This window comes from Shinella agrisoli, assembly GCF_046557955.1.
GTDB lineage: Bacteria > Pseudomonadota > Alphaproteobacteria > Rhizobiales > Rhizobiaceae > Shinella.
Map to the genome: position 1 here is coordinate 1 of NZ_JBJIEP010000025.1, position 17404 is coordinate 17404.

Below are 17404 nucleotides of genomic sequence, written 5' to 3' on the forward strand. Positions count from 1 at the left end.
CGCGCCCTTCGTCTATCGGTTAGGACGCCAGATTTTCATTCTGGAAAGAGGGGTTCGACTCCCCTAGGGCGTGCCACTCTCCCCTTCTCCGAATTCCCGTGTTTTCCTCCGCTTGAGACCGCCGTTCCGGCTGTTGAAAAAGTTGCGCCGAAGGCGATTTTCGGTCTTGCGCATCCAGCCGGTCCTGATTAGAAGACGCCCACCGCACGCGCCCTTCGTCTATCGGTTAGGACGCCAGATTTTCATTCTGGAAAGAGGGGTTCGACTCCCCTAGGGCGTGCCACCTTCCCCCTTCGCATATCCGCCGAAATCGCGCCCGCTCAGAACGCCTTTGCGGCGTCGATGACGCGGAACTGGATGCGCCGGCTGCCCTGCCAGCTGTCGGCGGAAAGCGTGCCGGCGAGATGCACCGCCTGCCCGCGCTCCTTCATCAGGAAAAGGCCGAGATCGGCTTCCGCCGCGCGGAACGCCATGGCGTCGAGCCGGCCGCCGTCCGGGCCTTCCAGGCCGATGCGCAGGTGATTGACGCCGACGGGCCGCACGTCGCGGATGCGATGGGCGGGCAGCGCGAAGACCGGCTGCGGATGGCCGGAGCCGTAGGGGCCGGCCTGTTCCAGCTGGTCGGCGAGCGCCAGCGTCGCGCCGCTCGCGCTGAGCGCCCCGTCGATCTTCAGGGTTTCCACGGCCACCAGCTCGCGCACGGCGCGTTCCGCCCGCTCCTCGAAGAAGCTGCGCAACCGGCCGAGATTGGCCCGCTCCACCGTCAGGCCCGCCGCCATGGCGTGGCCGCCGCCCTTGACGAGGATGCCCTCCTCCACGGCGGCGCGCACCATGCGCCCGAGGTCGAAGCCGCTGATCGAGCGGCCGGAACCGGTGCCCTTGCCCGACGGATCGAAGGCGATGGCGAAGGCCGGGCGGCGGAAACGGTCCTTGAGGCGCGAGGCCAGCAGGCCGACGACGCCGGGATGCCAGCCCTCGCGGGCCGTCAGGATCACCGAGGCGTTCTCGCCGTCGCCGTATTCCGCCTGCGCCTCGGCCTCCGCCTCGGCCAGCATCGCGGTCTCCATGGCCTGGCGCTCGCGGTTCAGCTCGTCGAGCTGCCTTGCGATGCGCTCGGCCTCGCCCGGCTCGTCGATGGTCAGAAGCCGGCTGCCGAGCGCCGCATCGCCGATGCGCCCGCCGGCATTGATGCGCGGGCCGACGAGGAAGCCGAGATGATAGGGCGTCACCGGCCCGCCGATGCCCGCCTGCTTCAGCAGCGCCGTCAGGCCGGCATTGCCGAGGTGGCGCGCGGCGACGAGACCCTTCACCACATAGGCACGGTTGAGGCCCTTCAGCGGAACGACGTCGCAGACCGTGGAGAGCGCGACGAGATCGAGCATGGAAAGGAGATCGAAGTCCGCCGCCCGCGCATCGCCCCGCGCGCGCAGAAGCCGCTGCAGGGCGACGAGCACGAGGAAGACGACGCCCGCGGCGGAAAGATGCCCCTGCCCCGAGAGGTCGTCCTCGCGGTTCGGGTTGACCAGCGCATGCGTCGGCGGCAGGTCCTCGCCGACCTGGTGATGGTCGATGACGACGACGTCGATGCCGCGCTCGCGCGCGACGGCGAGCGATTCGTGGCTGGTCGAGCCGCAGTCGACCGTGATGATCAGCTCGGCGCCGCGCTCGATCAGCTGGGCGATGGCGTTCGGGTTCGGCCCGTAGCCCTCGAAGATGCGGTCGGGAATGTAGATTTCCGCCGGCACGCCGAAATGCGCGAGGAAACGGAAGAGCAGCGCCGAGGAGGCCGCGCCGTCGACGTCGTAGTCGCCGAAGATCGCGACGCGCTCACCCCGCTCGACGGCGCGCGCCAGCCGCTCGGCCGCCGCCTCGCAGTCCATCAGCCCGTAGGGCTCCGGCATCAGGCGGCGCAGCGTCGGATCGAGGAATTCCAGCGCATTCTCGTAGGGCACGCCGCGGCCGGCGAGCACGCGGCAGATGAGGTCGGGAAGGCCATGGGTCTGGCTCATCGCCAGCGCGCGGTTCTCCCCCGCCTGGTCGAGCCGCGCCACCCAGCGCTGGCCGGTCGCCGAACGCTCGACGCCGAGGAAGGCGCGGCTGACGGGATCGGCATTTTCCAAGATGCTCATGGCGGCTCCGGCAACCAGACTGCAAACAAAGTCGCGACAACCTCTCCGTCGTCGTGCTCGGGCTTGAGCCGAGCATCCACCCGCCTTCCCGGAGGATGACGGCAGTGGGTATGGCGAGGTTTATCGACGACCTGATAGCACGCCTTGCCGAAGACGGGAAAATCAAACCGTCTTCGGCCGCTCGATGCGGATCACCTGCGGCTCGCCGACGAGGTAGCCCTCGCCCTTGATGGCGGCGACGGCCTTGCGGACGGAATCCTCCATCGTCGCGTGGGTGACGAGGATGATCGTCTTCGGGTCGGTCGATTCGGCGCTCGCCTGCGCGCGCTGCACGATCGATTCGAGCGAGATGCCGTTCTCCGCCATGTGCCGGGCGATGCTGGCGAAGACGCCGGTGCGGTCCTCGACGGACAGGCGGATGAAGTAGCCGCCGTGGTGCTTCCTGATCTGCGCGCGCTTGTAGGGCGCGAGCGCGGCGGCCGGGCGGCCGAGCGCGGGCACGGTCTGCGCCCCGGGGCGGCTTTTCGCGATGTCGGCGATGTCGCCGAGCACGGCCGAGGCCGTGGCGTTTCCGCCCGCGCCGGGGCCGACCATCAGGAGTTCGCCGAGGATGTCCGATTCGATCGCCACCGCATTCGTCACGCCGTCCACCTGCGCGATCACGCTGTCGAGCGGCACCATGGTCGGATGCACGCGCTGCTCGACGCCCGTATCGGTCTTCTGGGCGACGCCGAGCAGCTTGATGCGGTAGCCGAGGTCGGCGGCGGCGCGGATGTCGTCGATCGAGATGTTGGTGATGCCTTCCAGATAGATGTCGTCGGCCGCAATCGTCGTGCCGAAGGCGAGCGTCGTCAGGATCGAAAGCTTGTGCGCCGTGTCGTTGCCCTCGATGTCGAAGGCGGGATCGGCTTCCGCATAGCCGAGGCGTTGCGCCTCCTTCAGGCAATCCTCGAAGGACAGCCCCTCCTTCTCCATCTTGGTCAGGATGTAGTTGCAGGTGCCGTTCATGATGCCGTAGACGCGGGAGATCGTGTTGCCCGTCAACGACTCCCGCAGCGCCTTGATGACCGGGATGCCGCCGGCGACGGCCGCCTCGTAGTTCAGGATGCAGCCGTTCTTTTCGGCGATGCCGGCAAGCTCGACGCCGTGCGCGGCAAGCAGCGCCTTGTTGGCGGTGACGACATGGATGCCGCGCGAGAGCGCCGCCTTGACCGATGCGTGGGCCGGGTCGCCCGCCCCGCCCATCAGTTCCACGAAGACGTCGATCCCCGCCTCGCGGGCGAGCGCCGCCGGATCGTCGAACCATTCGGCGGCGGAAAGATCGACGCCGCGGTCGCGGCCCTTCGTGCGCGCCGTGACGGCGGCGATCTCGATCGGCCGGCCGCACGTCGTCGTCAGCATGTCCCTGCGTTCGACGAGAATCTTCGCGAGCGAGGCACCAACGGTCCCCAAGCCCGCAATGCCGATCTTCAGGGCATCAGCCATGGTCATGTCCTAACGTTTGGAAGCAGGCCCTCCGCCGACCGCGGAGGGCGGATATCAGCGATGGGCGTTCAGGGAGATAACGTTGTGCATCGTCTCGTCCGCCGTGGAGAGGAACTTCTTGATGTTGCGCGCCGCCTGGCGGATGCGGTGCTCGTTCTCGACCAGCGCGAGGCGCACGTAGTCGTCTCCCATCTCGCCGAAGCCGACACCCGGCGCGACGGCGACATCCGCCTTCTCGACCAGCAGCTTGGAGAATTCCAGCGAGCCGAGATGGCGGAACTTTTCCGGGATCTTCGCCCAGGCGAACATGGTGGCGGCCGGCGGCGGCACCTCGAAGCCCGCTTTGCCGAAGCTCTCGACCATCACGTCGCGGCGGCGCTTGTAGACGTTGCGCACCTCCGCGATGTCCGAGCCGTCGCCGTTCAGCGCATGGGTCGCGGCCACCTGGATCGGCGTGAAGGCGCCGTAGTCGAGGTAGGATTTCACGCGCGTCAGCGCGGCGATCAGGCGCTCGTTGCCGACGGCGAAGCCCATGCGCCAGCCGGGCATGGAGAAGGTCTTCGACATGGAGGTGAATTCGACCGTGATGTCCATGGCGCCGGGCACTTCCAGCACGGAGGGCGGGGGCACGTCGTCGAAGTAGATCTCCGAATAGGCAAGGTCGGACAGCACGATGATGTCGTGCTTCTTCGCAAACGCGACGACGTCCTTGTAGAAGTCGAGCGTGGCGACGTGCGCCGTCGGATTGGACGGATAGTTGAGGATCAGCGCCAGGGGCTTGGGGATCGAGTGGCGCACGGCCCGCTCCAGCGGCGGGAAGAAGCTCTCGTCCGGCTCGACCGACATGGAGCGGATCACGCCGCCTGCCATCAGGAAGCCGAAGGCATGGATCGGATAGGTCGGGTTCGGGCAGAGGATGACGTCGCCGGGCGCGGTGATCGCCTGCGCCATGTTGGCGAAGCCCTCCTTGGAGCCGAGCGTCGCGACGACCTGGGTCTCCGGGTTCAGCTTGACGCCGAAGCGGCGGGCGTAATAGGCGGCCTGGGCGCGGCGAAGGCCCGGAATGCCTTTGGACGAGGAATAGCGGTGCGTGCGCGGGTCCTGGACCACCTCGCAGAGCTTGTCGACGATCGCCTTGGGGGTCGGCAGGTCGGGGTTGCCCATGCCAAGGTCGATGATGTCGGCGCCGCCCGCTCGCGCGCTTGCTTTCAAACGGTTGACCTGTTCGAAAACATACGGCGGCAGACGCCGGACCTTGTGAAACTCTTCCATCTTTTACCCCGTTGGGCGCGGAGCCCCTCCGGCGGCCCTGCCGGACGACGCAAAACCCCGCGCGAATCAAGTGACCGACACTACAGCATCCTATGGACGCCGTGGCATTCTAACTGCCGCATAATCTTGTCCTAAAATCGATTCCGATTGAAGGAGCTGCGCCGTGACGAGAACGCGCGAAATGAAGGCGGTCCGCCCGCGCCGGCAGCCATTCGGCCATCTATCGCTTTGCTGCCAAACGGCGAGAAAGGCAAGCGCTAATTCGCGCCCTGGATCTGCGAGAGCGTCGCCTTGCCGTGGCTGTCGCGCAATGCCTGCAGCTCGGCAAGCTGGCGGCGGTATTCCGCTTCAGAGATCGTGCCGGAGCTGCGGCGCCTGGCGAGCGCCGTCAGGCTCGCGCTGTAGGATGCCGCCTCCTCGTCGCTCATCTGCTGCGTCTCCGCGCTGACGATCGCGGTGATGTCCGGATAGACTTCCGCCCGGTTCGCGCCGGCATTCACCGTCGAGGGGGTCGAGGACGCGGCGCAGGAAGCGAGGACCACCGGCGCGGCGGCCATGAGAAGGACGGCGCTCAAGCGCCTGATTTCGAACGCCATGTGGCTGTATGCTCCTGTCGAAACGATCAATTCGCGATCGTGCGGCGAAAGGCTTCGTGGCCCTTGTAATCTGTTTCACAGAGAATGTAAAAATGCAAAAGTAACAATAAAATCGGGAGGGAGCGATGGCCGAGGACAGCAAAGCGAAAGAGCGCGATGCGGCCGCAGACAAGCCCGGTTTTCAGCCCTTCGACCCCGCCGCGGTCGAGCCCTACATCGTCAAGGACCCCGAGGCGCTGACGGTCAACCTCGCCCGCACAGTCGAGCAGCTCGGCAAGGCCGCCTCCGCCTGGCTCGCCCCGCGCGAGAGCGGCGAGAAGGTCGACACCGTCGCCGAGCCGATGGTCGACATGGTCAAGACCCTCTCCAAGGTCTCGGAATACTGGCTCGCGGACCCGCGCCGCACGCTGGAGGCGCAGACCATGCTGCTCGGCAGCTATTTCAACATCTGGTCGCGCACGCTGAGCCGGCTCGGCGGACAGGAGGTCGAGGAGGCGCCGGACCCGCACAGCAAGGACAAGCGCTTTTCCGACGAGGACTGGGTGAAGAACCCGTTCTTCGATTTCCTGCGGCAGGCCTATTTCGTCACGTCCGACTGGGCGGAAAAGCTCGTCGCGGACGCCGAGGGCCTCGACGAGCACACCCGCCACAAGGCCGCCTTCTACGTCAGGCAGATCGCGAGCGCCGTCTCGCCCTCCAACTTCATCACCACCAACCCGCAGCTCTACCGCGAGACGGTCGCCTCGAACGGCGCGAACCTCGTGCGCGGCATGAAGATGCTGGCCGAGGATATCGCGGCCGGGCGCGGCGACCTCAAGCTGCGCCAGACCGACACCAGCAAGTTCGCCATCGGCGAGAACATGGCGCTGACGCCCGGCAAGGTGCTGGCGCAAAGCGACGTCTGCCAGGTGATCCAGTACGACGCGACGACGCAGAAGGTCCTGAAGCGCCCTCTCCTCATCTGCCCGCCGTGGATCAACAAGTTCTACATCCTCGACCTCAACCCCCAGAAATCCTTCATCAAATGGGCGGTCGACCAGGGTCACACGGTCTTCGTCATCTCCTGGGTCAACCCGGACGAGCGCCATGCGGACAAGGACTGGGAGGCCTATGCCCGCGAGGGCATCGGCTTTGCGCTCGACACGATCAGGCAGGCGACCGGCGAGGAAGAGGTCAACGCCATCGGCTATTGCGTCGGCGGCACGCTGCTCGCCGCCACCCTCGCCCTGCACGCGCAGGAGGGCGACAGGCGCATCCGCACGGCGACGCTCTTCACCACCCAGGTCGACTTCACCCATGCCGGCGACCTGAAGGTCTTCGCCGACGAGGAGCAGATCGACCTCATCGAGCGCGGCATGAAGGCGACCGGCTATCTCGACGGCTCCAAGATGGCGACCGCCTTCAACATGCTGCGCGCCTCGGAGCTGATCTGGCCCTATTTCGTCAACAACTACCTGAAGGGCCAGGAGCCGATGCCCTTCGACCTCCTCTACTGGAATTCAGATTCCACGCGAATGCCTGCCGCCAACCATTCGTTTTACCTGAGGAATTGTTATCTCAACAACAACCTCACCAAGGGCGAGATGGTGCTCGCCGGCAAGAAGCTCTCGCTGAAGGACGTGAAGATCCCGGTCTACAACCTCGCCACCCGGGAGGACCATATCGCACCGGCGAAATCCGTCTTCGTCGGCTCGAAGTTCTTCGGCGGCAAGGTGACGTACGTGATGGCGGGCTCCGGCCATATCGCCGGCGTCGTCAACCCGCCGGACAAGATGAAATACCAGTACTGGACCGGCGGCCCGGTGAGGGGCGAATTCGAGGACTGGGTGAAGAAGGCGAAGGAGACGCCCGGCTCCTGGTGGCCGCACTGGCACGACTGGATCAAGGCGCAGGACAGCCGCATGGTGCCCGCCCGCAAGACCGGCGGCACGATGAACTCCATCGAGGAGGCCCCCGGCTCCTACGTGCGCGTGCGTGCCTGACGCCCCATGATCTTCGACCCGCCGCTCGTTTCCGGCACGCTCGTGCAGCGCTACAAGCGCTTCCTCTTCGACGCCGTCCTCGACGACGGTTCGGCGATCACCGGCTCCTGCCCCAATACCGGGTCCATGCGGGGACTTACGGCGCCCGGCTCGCGCATCTGGATGTCGGAGCACGACGGGCCCATGCGCAAGCACCGCCACCGGCTGGAGCTGGTCGAGGCGGACGACACCGTCGTCGGCATCAATACCGGCCTGCCGAACCGGCTGGCGGAGGAGGCGATCCGCGCCGGCCTCGTCGCCGACCTCGGCACCTATCCGGTCCTCGAGCGCGAGAGGAAATACGGCCGCAACTCGCGCATCGACATATTGCTGTCCGCAGAAGGCCGTCCGCCGGCCTATGTCGAGGTCAAGAACGTGCATTTCCGCCGCGTGCCCGGCCTTGCCGAGTTTCCCGACACGGTGACGGCGCGCGGCGCGAAGCACCTGGAAGAACTCGGCGACATGGCGGAGGCCGGCTTCCGCGCCGTCATGCTCTATCTCGTGCAGCGCGAGGATTGCGAGACGTTCCGCATCTGCGCCGATCTCGACCCGGCCTACGCGGCCGGCTTCCGGCGGGCGCTTTCCCGCGGCGTCGAGGCCTACGCGGTCAAATGCGCCGTTACATCCAGGCAAATCCGGCCCGTCGCGTCGATCGCCATGGACGAACCGGGCTCCGCTGCTCTATGAACGTTCGGAAAGACCAGTGAAAGTTCGACCATGGTGACCTATATCGACGCGACCGCCGCGCCGCTGAAGAACACGGGCGTGATCCGCCTCTACGACGCCGAGGCCTTCGCCGGCATGCGCAAGGCGTGCCAGCTGACGGCCCGCTGCCTCGACGAGCTCTATCCGCTGGTCAAGCCCGGCGTTGCCACCGACGTCATCGACCGCTTCGTCTTCGAATTCGGCATGGACCACGGCGCCCTGCCCGCGACGCTCAACTACCGCGGCTACACCAAGTCGAGCTGCACCTCGATCAACCACGTCGTCTGCCACGGCATCCCGAACGAGAAGCCGCTGCGCGAGGGCGACATCGTCAACATCGACGTCACCTACATCCTCGACGGCTGGCACGGCGATTCGAGCCGCATGTACCCGGTCGGCGAGATCAAGCGCGCCGCCGAGCGCCTCCTGGAGGTGACGCACGAATGCCTGATGCGCGGCATCGCCGCGGTCAGGCCCGGCGCGCGCACCGGCGCGATCGGCGAGGCGATCCAGGCCTATGCGGAGGCCGAGCGCTGCTCGGTCGTGCGCGATTTCTGCGGCCACGGCGTCGGCCGCCTTTTCCACGACGCGCCGAACATCCTGCATTACGGCCGCGCCAACGAAGGCCCGGAGATGAAGGAGGGCATGATCTTCACCATCGAGCCGATGATCAACCTCGGCCGACCGCACGTGAAGGTGCTGTCCGACGGCTGGACGGCGGTGACGCGCGACCGCTCCCTCTCCGCGCAGTACGAGCACACGGTCGGCGTGACGGCGGACGGCTGCGAGATCTTCACCCTTTCGCCCGGCGGCCTCGACCGTCCCGGCCTTCCCGCATAGGCCGCCGATGACGGGATCGCGCGGACCAACGGACACGGCCTCTTCCGCCGGAACGGCGGACGAACCGGCATCCACCGATCTCTTCGACGATGCCGACGAGCGCGGCCACTTCTTCGAGCACCCGGCCCGCGCCGCGCCCGTCAAGCCCGCTGCGCCGGCGGGGGACGAGAAGCATTACCACGGCCACCGCGAGCGGCTGCGCACGCGCTTCCGCGACAACGGTGATAACGCCCTTGCCGACTACGAGATCCTCGAGCTGCTGCTCTTCCGCCTGATCCCCCGCCGCGATACCAAGCCGGTGGCCAAGGCCCTGCTCGACCGCTTCGGCACGCTCGCCGGCGTTTTCGGCGCCACGCCCGCCCTCCTGCAGGAGGTCAAGGGCATCGGCGAATCGGTCGCGCTCGACCTGAAGCTCATCTCCGCCGTCGCCCGGCGAACGCTGAAGAGCGAGATCCGCAACAAGACCGTCCTCGCCTCCTGGTCCTCGGTCATCCAGTATTGCCATGCCGCCATGGCGCACGAGCCGCGCGAGCAGTTCCGCATCCTCTTTCTCGACAAGCGCAACGCGCTCATCGCCGACGAGGTGCAGGGTCAGGGCACGGTCGACCACACGCCGGTCTATCCGCGCGAGGTGGTGCGCCGCGCGCTGGAGCTCTCGGCGACGGCGATCATCCTCGTTCACAACCATCCCTCCGGCGACCCGACGCCGTCGCGGGCGGACATCGACATGACGAAGACGATCGTGGAAACCGCCCGCCCGCTTGGTATCACGGTGCATGACCACATCATCATCGGCAAGGACGGGCATGCCAGCCTCAAGGGGCTGAGACTCATGTAGGAATCCCGAAATCGGATGGGCGCTCCTTCATCCGATTGAAACGGTTCGATGCCACATTCGGTTGACGGAAAATCGCCCGGCGAAGACAATTGCTGCGACGCAATATGATTCTTCCCGCAGAAGACTGGACATTCTCACATGCAGGAATTCGATCTCGTCGTCGTGGGCAGCGGCCCCGCAGGCCGCCGCGGCGCCATCCAGGCAGCCAAGCTCGGGCGCAAGGTCCTCGTCATCGAACAGGGCAAGCGCGTCGGCGGCGTGTCGGTGCATACCGGCACCATCCCTTCCAAGACGCTGCGCGAGACGGCGCTCAACCTTTCCGGCTGGCGCGAGCGCGGCTTCTACGGCCGGGCCTACCGCGTCAAGCAGGAGATCAGCGCCGACGACCTGCGCCGCCGCCTGCTGATCACGCTCGACCACGAGGTGGAGGTGCTGGAGCACCAGTTCGCCCGCAACCGCGTGCAGCACATGCGCGGCAAGGCGAAGTTCCTGACGCCCGAAACGCTCGAGGTCGTGAAGGACGACGGCGAGACCATCCATGTCAACGGCAAGAGCATCATGCTCGCCGTCGGCACCAAGCCCTACCGCCCGGAGAGCATCCCCTTCGACGGCGTCAGCGTGCTCGACAGCGACGAGTTGCTCGACATCAAGGAGCTGCCGCGTTCCATGGCTGTCATCGGCGCGGGCGTCATCGGCATCGAATATGCCACCATCTTCAGCGCGCTCGACACGCAGGTCACGGTCATCGACCCGAAGCCGACCATCCTCGACTTCATCGACCGGGAGATCGTCGAGGACTTCATCTACCAGCTGCGCGACCGCAACATGAAGCTGATCCTCGGCCAGAAGGCCGACAAGGTGGAGAAGCTGGAAAACGGCAAGTGCGAGATCCTGCTGGACAACGGCCGGCATGTCATCTGCGACATGGTGCTCTACGCCGCCGGCCGCGTCGGCGCGACGGACAGCCTGAACCTCGCCGCCGCCGGCCTCACCGCCGATTCGCGCGGCCGCCTCAGCGTCAACCCGGAGACGTTCCAGACCGACGTGCCGCACATCTATGCCGCCGGCGACGTCGTCGGCTTCCCGAGCCTCGCCTCCACCTCGATGGAACAGGGCCGCATCGCCGCCCGCGTCGCGGTCGGGGCGATTGCCAAGGAACCGCCGAAATATTTCCCCTACGGCATCTATGCCGTGCCGGAGATCTCCACCTGCGGCCTCACCGAGGAAGAGGTCAAGGAGCGCGGCATTCCCTACGAATGCGGCATGGCGCGCTTCCGCGAAACCTCGCGCGGCCACATCATGGGCCTTGATTCCGGCCTCCTGAAGATGATCTTCTCGCTGAAGACCCGCCGCCTGCTCGGCGTGCACATCGTGGGGGAAGGCGCGACCGAGCTGGTCCATATCGGCCAGGCCGTCCTCAACCTGAAGGGCACCGTCGAATATTTCGTGGAGAACACCTTCAACTACCCGACGCTCGCCGAAGCCTACAAGATCGCCGGCCTCGACGCCTGGAACCGCATGGGCGACCTGTCGCAGAAGGGCTGAGCCGCACGGGCCTCGCACGCCGTTCGTCACGAGCGGGGGCGTGCCGCGGTTGTGGATCCTCGGGTCAAGCCCGAGGATGACGAAAGAAGAGAAAGATGGCAGTCCACTGAAACGGCTCCTCATGTCGCACCGTTCAATGGGCTCCCCCCGCATCGCCTCCCCTCCGTCATCCTCGGGCTTGACCCGAGGATCCACAACCGCGCACATTTCCCGTATGGCGGGATATGTCTACATCCTCACCAATCAGAAAAACGGCACGCTCTACATCGGCGTCACGTCCGATCTGGAGCGTCGTGTCCACGAGCATCGGGAAAAGCGGGCGCCGGGCTTTACCGCGCACTATAACTGCACACGCCTGGTCTGGTACGAGGAGCACGACAGCATCGGCACGGCCATTCAGCGGGAAAAGTCGCTGAAGCGATGGTATCGGCAGTGGAAGGTCGAATTGATCGAGGCGATGAACCCGCAGTGGCGGGACTTGTATCCGGAGTTTTGGTGAGGCTGCGACGTGCCGGGCAGGTGGACCCTCGGGTCAAGCCCGAGGACGGCGGCGTGCTTGGGGCAAGGTTCGCCAACAAGCCGAGGCCGCCCGAAGGCGGCCTCTTCATATGCGGACAGATAGGATATCGAACCGATTATTCGGCGTCGGCCTCGGTGGCCTTCTTCTTGGCCGGGGCCTTCTTCTTCGGAGCAGCCTCCTCGCCTTCGGCGGCCTCGGCCTTGGCGGCGGCCTTCTTCTTCGGCGCGGCCTTCTTGGTTTCCTTTTCGGAGCCCTCTTCGTCGTCGGCCATCAGTTCGTCCTTGGAAACGGTCTTGTCCGTCACCTTGATCTCGCCGAGCAGGTAATCGACGACCTTCTCTTCGAAGATCGGCGCGCGCAGCGATGCGGCGGCGCCCGGGGTCTTCTGGAAGTATTCGAGGATCTGCTTCTCCTGGCCCGGGAACTGGCGGAGCTGCTGGTAGAGCGACTGCTGCATCTCCTCGTCCGTTACCTGAACGCCGGCCTTTTCGCCGATTTCCGAGAGAACGAGGCCGAGGCGGACGCGGCGTTCGGCGAGCTTGCGGTATTCCTCGCGCGCGGCCTCTTCGGTCGTGTCCTCGTCGGCGAAGGTCTTGCCGGACTGGGCGAGGTCCGTGTTGATCTGGCGCCAGATGTTCTCGAACTCGGCGTCGACCAGGCGCTCGGGCGTGTCGAACTTGTACATCTCGTCGAGCTGGTCGAGGATCTGGCGCTTGACCTTCTGGCGGGTGAGCGAGCCGTACTGGCTTTCGATCTGGCCGCGGACGATCTCGCGCAGCTTGTCGGCCGATTCCAGGCCGAGCTTCTGGGCGAGGTCGTCATTGATCTCGACGTCCGCGGGAGCGGCGACGTCTTTGACCTTGATGTCGAAGGTGGCTTCCTTGCCGGCGAGGTTCGCAGCCGGATAGTCGGCCGGGAAGGTGACGGTGATGACCTTCTCGTCGCCGGCCTTCAGGCCGACGAGCTGCTCCTCGAAGCCCGGGATGAAGCGGTTGGAGCCGAGAACGAGCTCGGCGTCCTCGTCCTTGCCGCCGTCGAAGGGCTCGCCATCGACCTTGCCGAGATAGTCGATGGTGACGCGGTCGCCGTCGGCGGCCTTGCCCTTCTTCGTCTCGTAGGAACGGGCGCTTTCGGCGATCTTGAGGATCTGCTCGTCGACTTCCTTGTCGTCGACCTCGACGACTTCGCGGGTGACGGCGATGCCGGAATTGTCCTTCAGCTCGATCGTCGGGATGACCTCGTAGGACAGCGTGAACTCGAAATCGGCCTGGCCGGCGAGGATCTTTTCCGCTTCAGCCTGGTCCTCGGTCATCGCGACTTCCGGCTGCGTGGCGGACTTTTCGCCGCGCTCGGAGAGAATCGCGGACGGACGGTCGCGGACGATCTCGTTGACGAGCTCGGCCATGACGGACTTGCCGTACATCTTCTTCAGATGCGCGAACGGCACCTTGCCCGGACGGAAGCCGTTGATGCGGACACGGCCCTTCACGTCCTCAAGACGCTCGTTCATCTGAGCTTCCATGTCCTTGGCCGGGATGACGACCTTGATTTCGCGCTTCAGCCCTTCAGCGAGCGTTTCGATAACCTGCATGTTCAAACCTTCATTTCGAGTTGGCGGTGCTCAAACCGGCCTTCCGGTTATGGCGAGCACCCCGCCGGTCCATTTGCCGGCAGTGGCTTTACTGAATTCGGTGGCCTTTTGGCAAGCAAAATGGCGCTCTGCAATGCCCACTCACCGCGGAAACCTCCTGCTCCCGCGTCTGGTGGCTCTGGTGCGGGTAGAGAGACTTGAACTCCCACGCCTTGCGGCACCAGAACCTAAATCTGGCGTGTCTACCAATTTCACCATACCCGCGTCTCAGAAACCGCTTTGCCACGGGCGGGCACATGCCGCTCCCATGGCGCCTTCCGAGCGCGGCGTCTCTATATCACCCGTTTCCGGCGGATCAAAGGAAAAATGCGGGCGAACCGGCCGCCCACGCTCAATAGAGCGGCTCGTCGTAGACCGGCTCGCCGCGCAGGATCAGCCGGGCGATCTGCGGCGTGCCGTCCGGCGAGACGCGCGCCTCCACCACCAGTTCCTCCTGGTTGCGGGCGTCCTCCAGCACCCTGCCCTCGCCTTCCGGCACGTAGTAGCGCTCGATCCCGTACCGGACGAAGAGCGTTTCGGGAATGCCGCCTGCGACCGACGTGTAGAAATCGAGCGGCAGCGTGCGCACAAGGACGCTGCCTTCCTGCGGCGCAAGGGTGCTGAAGCTCGCCTCCGCCGCGGTCCAGAGGCCGTCCGGTCCCGGCTTCAGGCGCACCGCGAGGCGCGAACGCGTTCCGCCCTGCGGCACGTCCCCGGTGATGATCGACCTCGGGATCGTCGAGATCGGGTAGGACAGGGTCACGTAGTCGCCGCGCAGGAGGTCGCGCGGATCGACCGGCAGCGTCTTCAGCCTGATGTCGGCGCCGCTGCGCAGGATCGAGGCGCGGCTTTCGACCATGTAGCCGATGACGGCCGTCTGCAATGCGGCGGCGACGATGGCGGCGACGAGCGGCGGGAGGCGGAAGAGACGGGTTGCAGCCATGGTTCAAGCCTCCGCCTTCCGTCCGGCCCTGGAAAAGCGCCGCTCCAGCGCGATCACCGCCCAGGCGATCAGCGCCACGACGAGGCCGGAAACGAGGAAGAAGCCGGAGGTGCCGATGATCGAGCCGATCGTTTCCGACGCAAGATAGAGGGTCTCGGCGGCGAAGGCGGCATATCCCAGATAACGCACCGCGCCGTTCTGCTTGCCGGACAGCGCGATGCCGGCGATGGCGGCGCCGAGCGTGACGATGCCCAGGAGCAGCCGGTCCGCCGCCCCGTCGAATTCGGCATGCAGCACGAGGAGGCCGAGCAGCAGCACGAGATAGGAATAGAAGGCCGGCGCGGCGCCCGCACCGCGGGCAAGCGCATGCAGCGGCGATTGCGGCACGGCGGCCGCAAGATAGGCGACCGCTCCGAACGCGGCGATCGCAATGGCGGTCGCCGGCGTCTCGTGCTCGCCGTAGATGAAGGCGAGCCAGGCGACCAGCAGCAGATAGGCAAGGTGCCGGACCCGGTCCGCGCCGGTGTAGCGCACGAGCAGGACGACGATAGCGGCCATCAGCGGCATCAGCCAGAGCAGCACCGTCTCGTCGGCATTGTAGGATTGCGTCCAGTCCGTTCCCGCAACGGCGAAGGCGAGGAAACCGGCAATCGCCGCAACCGCGCCGGAACGGAAAAGCGCTGCCGCCGCGACGGCGCCGGCGAACCAGACGAGCATGGCCTGAAACGCATCGCCGGACAGATGGTACATCTGCCCGACCAGGGCGATCGCCCCGCCGAAGGCCAATGTGCCGAGCACGAGGAAGGCGGCGGCGAGCCGTCCGGCCCCGCGCATCATGAGGACGCCGCCGGCAAGGTAGGCGCCCCAGATCAGCCCGACGATGCCGAGGAGCCGGGCGAGGCGCGGGATGACGTCCCAGTTTGCGGCGACGAGCAGCAGGACGGCAGCGGAGACGAGAAGCGCCGCGATGACGATCAGCACGCGGCCGAGGCTGAAGGAGCTTTCGCGGGCGTCGTATTCCTCGAGCAGCCGCCCCGCCGTCCGTGCGTCGATCAGGCCCTGCGACGTCCAGAGCTTGAGATCGCGCTCCAGCCTGCCCCTGTACATCCGTTCACGCTCCGTTCGAAAAATGCGTCTCGACTCAGCCAATTCCGGCCTTGTCAACAGGGACGATACAGGCGCGCGCGAAATTCGCAATCGGAGCAAAAAACCGAAAAATGAGCAATTATTCGCGCGCACCCGCCTTGAAACGACGCGAACGACCACCAAGATTAACGGGAAATAAAGAAATCCATGGCAAATCTGACCATGAAGAAGCTGATCGGCTTCGTGATTTCGGGCATGCAGCAGGTGCATATCATCCATGCTCATATTGCACTGCACAAAATCCGGAAGCGCAGCTATAGTTCAGACATCGGATCAGAGATGATCCAGGCCGGAGATCGAGGCGCCGCGTAGCGTAAGGCGACAGAGGATCCGGGGGCGGACTGGTCGAACGCCCGGCATGATGCTTAAGACCCGAAACTCCGGCAACGGAGATCGACAGGAATTCGGAGCGACGCACTCCTCCTCCCAGCGTCCCTCCGATACGATTGGCAGCTCTCCTCCTCCCAGTTGCCAATCATTATTATGACGCCCGCTGGATCTCCTCCCCCAGCGGGCGTTATTATTTCTGCCGTGCGCATGACACGCCTCTCCCGATTCTGACAACACTCCCCGCAGCCTGATTTTTGTGCATTTCAGTGCATTCGGCGCGCAACGCATGCAGAAGACGCATGGGTGCCATTCCGATCGGGCGCTACCCCCGCCAGGCCTGGCAGGCTATATGAAACCCATCGGTCGGGCGACGTTCTCCTCCTCCCTTCGTCCCCGACAGGATTGGCGGCACCTCCTCCTCCCAAGCTGCCAATCAAGACCAGCAACGCCTGCCGGACCTCCTCCCCCGGCGGGCGTTGTTTTTTTGCGCCGCATTCAGCCAGAATTGCATAACGGTCTTTACCATTGTGGCCGAAAGCCCGGATTTTAGCCAGAATTTTGCCGAAATTTCCGCTTGACATGCATGAAATGCATAGGTGCCGTGCTATTCCAGCGCTGTTCTTTTCTGCGCCGCAGCGTATATTCCGAAGCATCAGATCGGGGCGGCGCCAAGGACGAGCGGCCGCCCGGCAGGAAGCCCAAGAAAGGGGTAGAGACATGAACCTGGCACGCTCTTTCAACAACTGGCGCAAGTACCGTCAGACCGTCAACGAACTCGGCCGCATGACGGACCGTGAACTTCGCGACCTCGGCATCGGCCGCAGCGATATCCCGTACATCGCCCGCAAGGCCGCCCGGTAAGCGAACCGATCCATCCGGATCCGTTTTTCGAACGCCCTTCGGCTGCCCGCCGGAGGGCGTTTCCGTTTGCGCGTCCTTTTGCGGCGCACAATGTCGCAATTCCTCATCTGCGACAAAAGGCCTTCACGCCGCCCCCTTTCCCCGAACTTACTATCTGCCTGGAATGGCGGCACTTTCCGCCTCTTCTGCGTGCAGATCGCCCATCTGCCTCTTCCGTAGCCGTCTTATTGCACAAATGCATAGCAGCTGCATTTTCTTTGCACTGCACGTTAACAAGGGCGTCACGTATATAAGCATCACAAGCCGGTGAGACAGACCTCCCGGACAACACTTCGAGGAGCAGAAAATGAACCCGATCCGCATCGCAAAGAACTGGATTTCCTACCGCCGCACCCTGAACGAACTCGGCAACCTGTCGAACCACACGCTCTCGGACATCGGCCTGACCCGCTACGACATCCGCGACATCGCTGCCCGTTCCTTCCGCTAAGACATAGCCGGTTTCCACCGCTGCGGCCGGAAACGGCGACGCGCGAGGAACGC

16 protein-coding genes and 3 tRNA genes are annotated in these 17404 nt (G+C 65.3%); 11 read left to right on the forward strand and 8 right to left on the reverse strand.

From position 1 onward, the window contains the following. Window position 1: 1 nt before the first annotated feature. Window positions 2–76: transfer RNA gene (locus ACIIOY_RS21830), tRNA-Glu, on the forward strand. Window positions 77–208: 132 nt separating this feature from the next. Then, window positions 209–283, forward strand: a tRNA-Glu gene (locus ACIIOY_RS21835). A 37-nt stretch (window positions 284–320) separates the two neighbouring features. Here ACIIOY_RS21835 and recJ read toward each other — a convergent pair. The 4 genes from recJ to ACIIOY_RS21855 all read right to left on the reverse strand — a co-directional run bounded on the left by recJ (window position 321) and on the right by ACIIOY_RS21855 (window position 5482). Then, entirely contained in the window at window positions 321–2129 is a 1809-nt protein-coding gene (gene recJ, locus ACIIOY_RS21840; protein ID WP_411036785.1) for a single-stranded-DNA-specific exonuclease RecJ, read from the reverse strand. A gap of 162 nt (window positions 2130–2291) precedes the next feature. Beyond that, a complete protein-coding gene (locus ACIIOY_RS21845) occupies window positions 2292–3614 on the reverse strand; it encodes a homoserine dehydrogenase (protein WP_411036786.1) in 1323 nt (440 codons plus the stop codon). 54 nt (window positions 3615–3668) lie between these two features. After that, window positions 3669–4886, reverse strand: coding sequence for an LL-diaminopimelate aminotransferase (locus ACIIOY_RS21850; protein ID WP_411036787.1), 1218 nt, complete (start codon window positions 4884–4886; stop codon window positions 3669–3671). A gap of 257 nt (window positions 4887–5143) precedes the next feature. Next, window positions 5144–5482, reverse strand: coding sequence for an SHOCT domain-containing protein (locus ACIIOY_RS21855; protein WP_411036788.1), 339 nt, complete (start codon window positions 5480–5482; stop codon window positions 5144–5146). A gap of 125 nt (window positions 5483–5607) precedes the next feature. Here ACIIOY_RS21855 and ACIIOY_RS21860 point away from each other — a divergent pair, with 125 nt between their 5' ends. The 6 genes from ACIIOY_RS21860 to ACIIOY_RS21885 all read left to right on the forward strand — a co-directional run bounded on the left by ACIIOY_RS21860 (window position 5608) and on the right by ACIIOY_RS21885 (window position 11930). Next, the gene (locus ACIIOY_RS21860; protein WP_411036789.1) at window positions 5608–7464 is read left to right on the forward strand and encodes a PHA/PHB synthase family protein; all 1857 of its coding nucleotides are present in this window, start codon (window positions 5608–5610) and stop codon (window positions 7462–7464) included. Window positions 7465–7470: 6 nt separating this feature from the next. After that, window positions 7471–8190, forward strand: coding sequence for a DNA/RNA nuclease SfsA (sfsA, locus tag ACIIOY_RS21865; protein WP_411036790.1), 720 nt, complete (start codon window positions 7471–7473; stop codon window positions 8188–8190). Between the two features lie 30 nt (window positions 8191–8220). Beyond that, window positions 8221–9048, forward strand: coding sequence for a type I methionyl aminopeptidase (gene map, locus ACIIOY_RS21870; protein WP_411036791.1), 828 nt, complete (start codon window positions 8221–8223; stop codon window positions 9046–9048). A gap of 7 nt (window positions 9049–9055) precedes the next feature. Then, window positions 9056–9886, forward strand: coding sequence for a RadC family protein (gene radC, locus ACIIOY_RS21875; protein WP_411036792.1), 831 nt, complete (start codon window positions 9056–9058; stop codon window positions 9884–9886). Window positions 9887–10024: 138 nt separating this feature from the next. Further along, window positions 10025–11431 carry a Si-specific NAD(P)(+) transhydrogenase gene (gene sthA / locus ACIIOY_RS21880; RefSeq protein ID WP_411036793.1) on the forward strand — a complete coding sequence of 469 codons (1407 nt, stop codon included), beginning with the start codon at window positions 10025–10027 and terminating at the stop codon, window positions 11429–11431. A gap of 214 nt (window positions 11432–11645) precedes the next feature. Next, the gene (locus tag ACIIOY_RS21885) at window positions 11646–11930 is read left to right on the forward strand and encodes a GIY-YIG nuclease family protein (RefSeq protein ID WP_411036851.1); all 285 of its coding nucleotides are present in this window, start codon (window positions 11646–11648) and stop codon (window positions 11928–11930) included. 136 nt (window positions 11931–12066) lie between these two features. Here ACIIOY_RS21885 and tig read toward each other — a convergent pair whose 3' ends face one another. The 4 genes from tig to ACIIOY_RS21905 form a co-directional block, all read right to left on the reverse strand. Further along, complete coding sequence (tig, locus tag ACIIOY_RS21890; RefSeq protein WP_411036794.1) at window positions 12067–13542, reverse strand: trigger factor; 1476 nt, start codon at window positions 13540–13542, stop codon at window positions 12067–12069. A 179-nt stretch (window positions 13543–13721) separates the two neighbouring features. Continuing rightward, a tRNA-Leu gene (locus ACIIOY_RS21895) sits at window positions 13722–13806 on the reverse strand. Window positions 13807–13933: 127 nt separating this feature from the next. Continuing rightward, window positions 13934–14524 carry a GDYXXLXY domain-containing protein gene (locus ACIIOY_RS21900; protein ID WP_411036795.1) on the reverse strand — a complete coding sequence of 197 codons (591 nt, stop codon included), beginning with the start codon at window positions 14522–14524 and terminating at the stop codon, window positions 13934–13936. 3 nt (window positions 14525–14527) lie between these two features. Beyond that, entirely contained in the window at window positions 14528–15631 is a 1104-nt protein-coding gene (locus tag ACIIOY_RS21905) for a DUF2157 domain-containing protein (protein ID WP_411036796.1), read from the reverse strand. A 186-nt stretch (window positions 15632–15817) separates the two neighbouring features. Between ACIIOY_RS21905 and ACIIOY_RS21910 the strand changes: the two genes are divergently transcribed. The 3 genes from ACIIOY_RS21910 (at window position 15818) to ACIIOY_RS21920 (ending at window position 17351) form a co-directional block, all read left to right on the forward strand. After that, the gene (locus ACIIOY_RS21910) at window positions 15818–15982 is read left to right on the forward strand and encodes a hypothetical protein (protein ID WP_411036797.1); all 165 of its coding nucleotides are present in this window, start codon (window positions 15818–15820) and stop codon (window positions 15980–15982) included. A 735-nt stretch (window positions 15983–16717) separates the two neighbouring features. Then, window positions 16718–16861, forward strand: coding sequence for a DUF1127 domain-containing protein (locus ACIIOY_RS21915; RefSeq protein WP_411036798.1), 144 nt, complete (start codon window positions 16718–16720; stop codon window positions 16859–16861). 346 nt (window positions 16862–17207) lie between these two features. Then, the gene (locus ACIIOY_RS21920; RefSeq protein WP_257315754.1) at window positions 17208–17351 is read left to right on the forward strand and encodes a DUF1127 domain-containing protein; all 144 of its coding nucleotides are present in this window, start codon (window positions 17208–17210) and stop codon (window positions 17349–17351) included. Window positions 17352–17404 lie beyond the last annotated feature (53 nt).

What these genes read in the sequence shown, in the direction of transcription:
- recJ (WP_411036785.1), bottom strand. Translation starts at nt 2,129, where the DNA reads ATGAGCATCTTGGAAAATGCCGATCCCGTCAGCCGCGCCTTCCTCGGC.
- ACIIOY_RS21845 (WP_411036786.1), bottom strand. Translation starts at nt 3,614, where the DNA reads ATGGCTGATGCCCTGAAGATCGGCATTGCGGGCTTGGGGACCGTTGGT.
- ACIIOY_RS21850 (WP_411036787.1), bottom strand. Translation starts at nt 4,886, where the DNA reads ATGGAAGAGTTTCACAAGGTCCGGCGTCTGCCGCCGTATGTTTTCGAA.
- ACIIOY_RS21855 (WP_411036788.1), bottom strand. Translation starts at nt 5,482, where the DNA reads ATGGCGTTCGAAATCAGGCGCTTGAGCGCCGTCCTTCTCATGGCCGCC.
- ACIIOY_RS21860 (WP_411036789.1), top strand. Translation starts at nt 5,608, where the DNA reads ATGGCCGAGGACAGCAAAGCGAAAGAGCGCGATGCGGCCGCAGACAAG.
- sfsA (WP_411036790.1), top strand. Translation starts at nt 7,471, where the DNA reads ATGATCTTCGACCCGCCGCTCGTTTCCGGCACGCTCGTGCAGCGCTAC.
- map (WP_411036791.1), top strand. Translation starts at nt 8,221, where the DNA reads ATGGTGACCTATATCGACGCGACCGCCGCGCCGCTGAAGAACACGGGC.
- radC (WP_411036792.1), top strand. Translation starts at nt 9,056, where the DNA reads ATGACGGGATCGCGCGGACCAACGGACACGGCCTCTTCCGCCGGAACG.
- sthA (WP_411036793.1), top strand. Translation starts at nt 10,025, where the DNA reads ATGCAGGAATTCGATCTCGTCGTCGTGGGCAGCGGCCCCGCAGGCCGC.
- ACIIOY_RS21885 (WP_411036851.1), top strand. Translation starts at nt 11,646, where the DNA reads ATGGCGGGATATGTCTACATCCTCACCAATCAGAAAAACGGCACGCTC.
- tig (WP_411036794.1), bottom strand. Translation starts at nt 13,542, where the DNA reads ATGCAGGTTATCGAAACGCTCGCTGAAGGGCTGAAGCGCGAAATCAAG.
- ACIIOY_RS21900 (WP_411036795.1), bottom strand. Translation starts at nt 14,524, where the DNA reads ATGGCTGCAACCCGTCTCTTCCGCCTCCCGCCGCTCGTCGCCGCCATC.
- ACIIOY_RS21905 (WP_411036796.1), bottom strand. Translation starts at nt 15,631, where the DNA reads ATGTACAGGGGCAGGCTGGAGCGCGATCTCAAGCTCTGGACGTCGCAG.
- ACIIOY_RS21910 (WP_411036797.1), top strand. Translation starts at nt 15,818, where the DNA reads ATGGCAAATCTGACCATGAAGAAGCTGATCGGCTTCGTGATTTCGGGC.
- ACIIOY_RS21915 (WP_411036798.1), top strand. Translation starts at nt 16,718, where the DNA reads ATGAACCTGGCACGCTCTTTCAACAACTGGCGCAAGTACCGTCAGACC.
- ACIIOY_RS21920 (WP_257315754.1), top strand. Translation starts at nt 17,208, where the DNA reads ATGAACCCGATCCGCATCGCAAAGAACTGGATTTCCTACCGCCGCACC.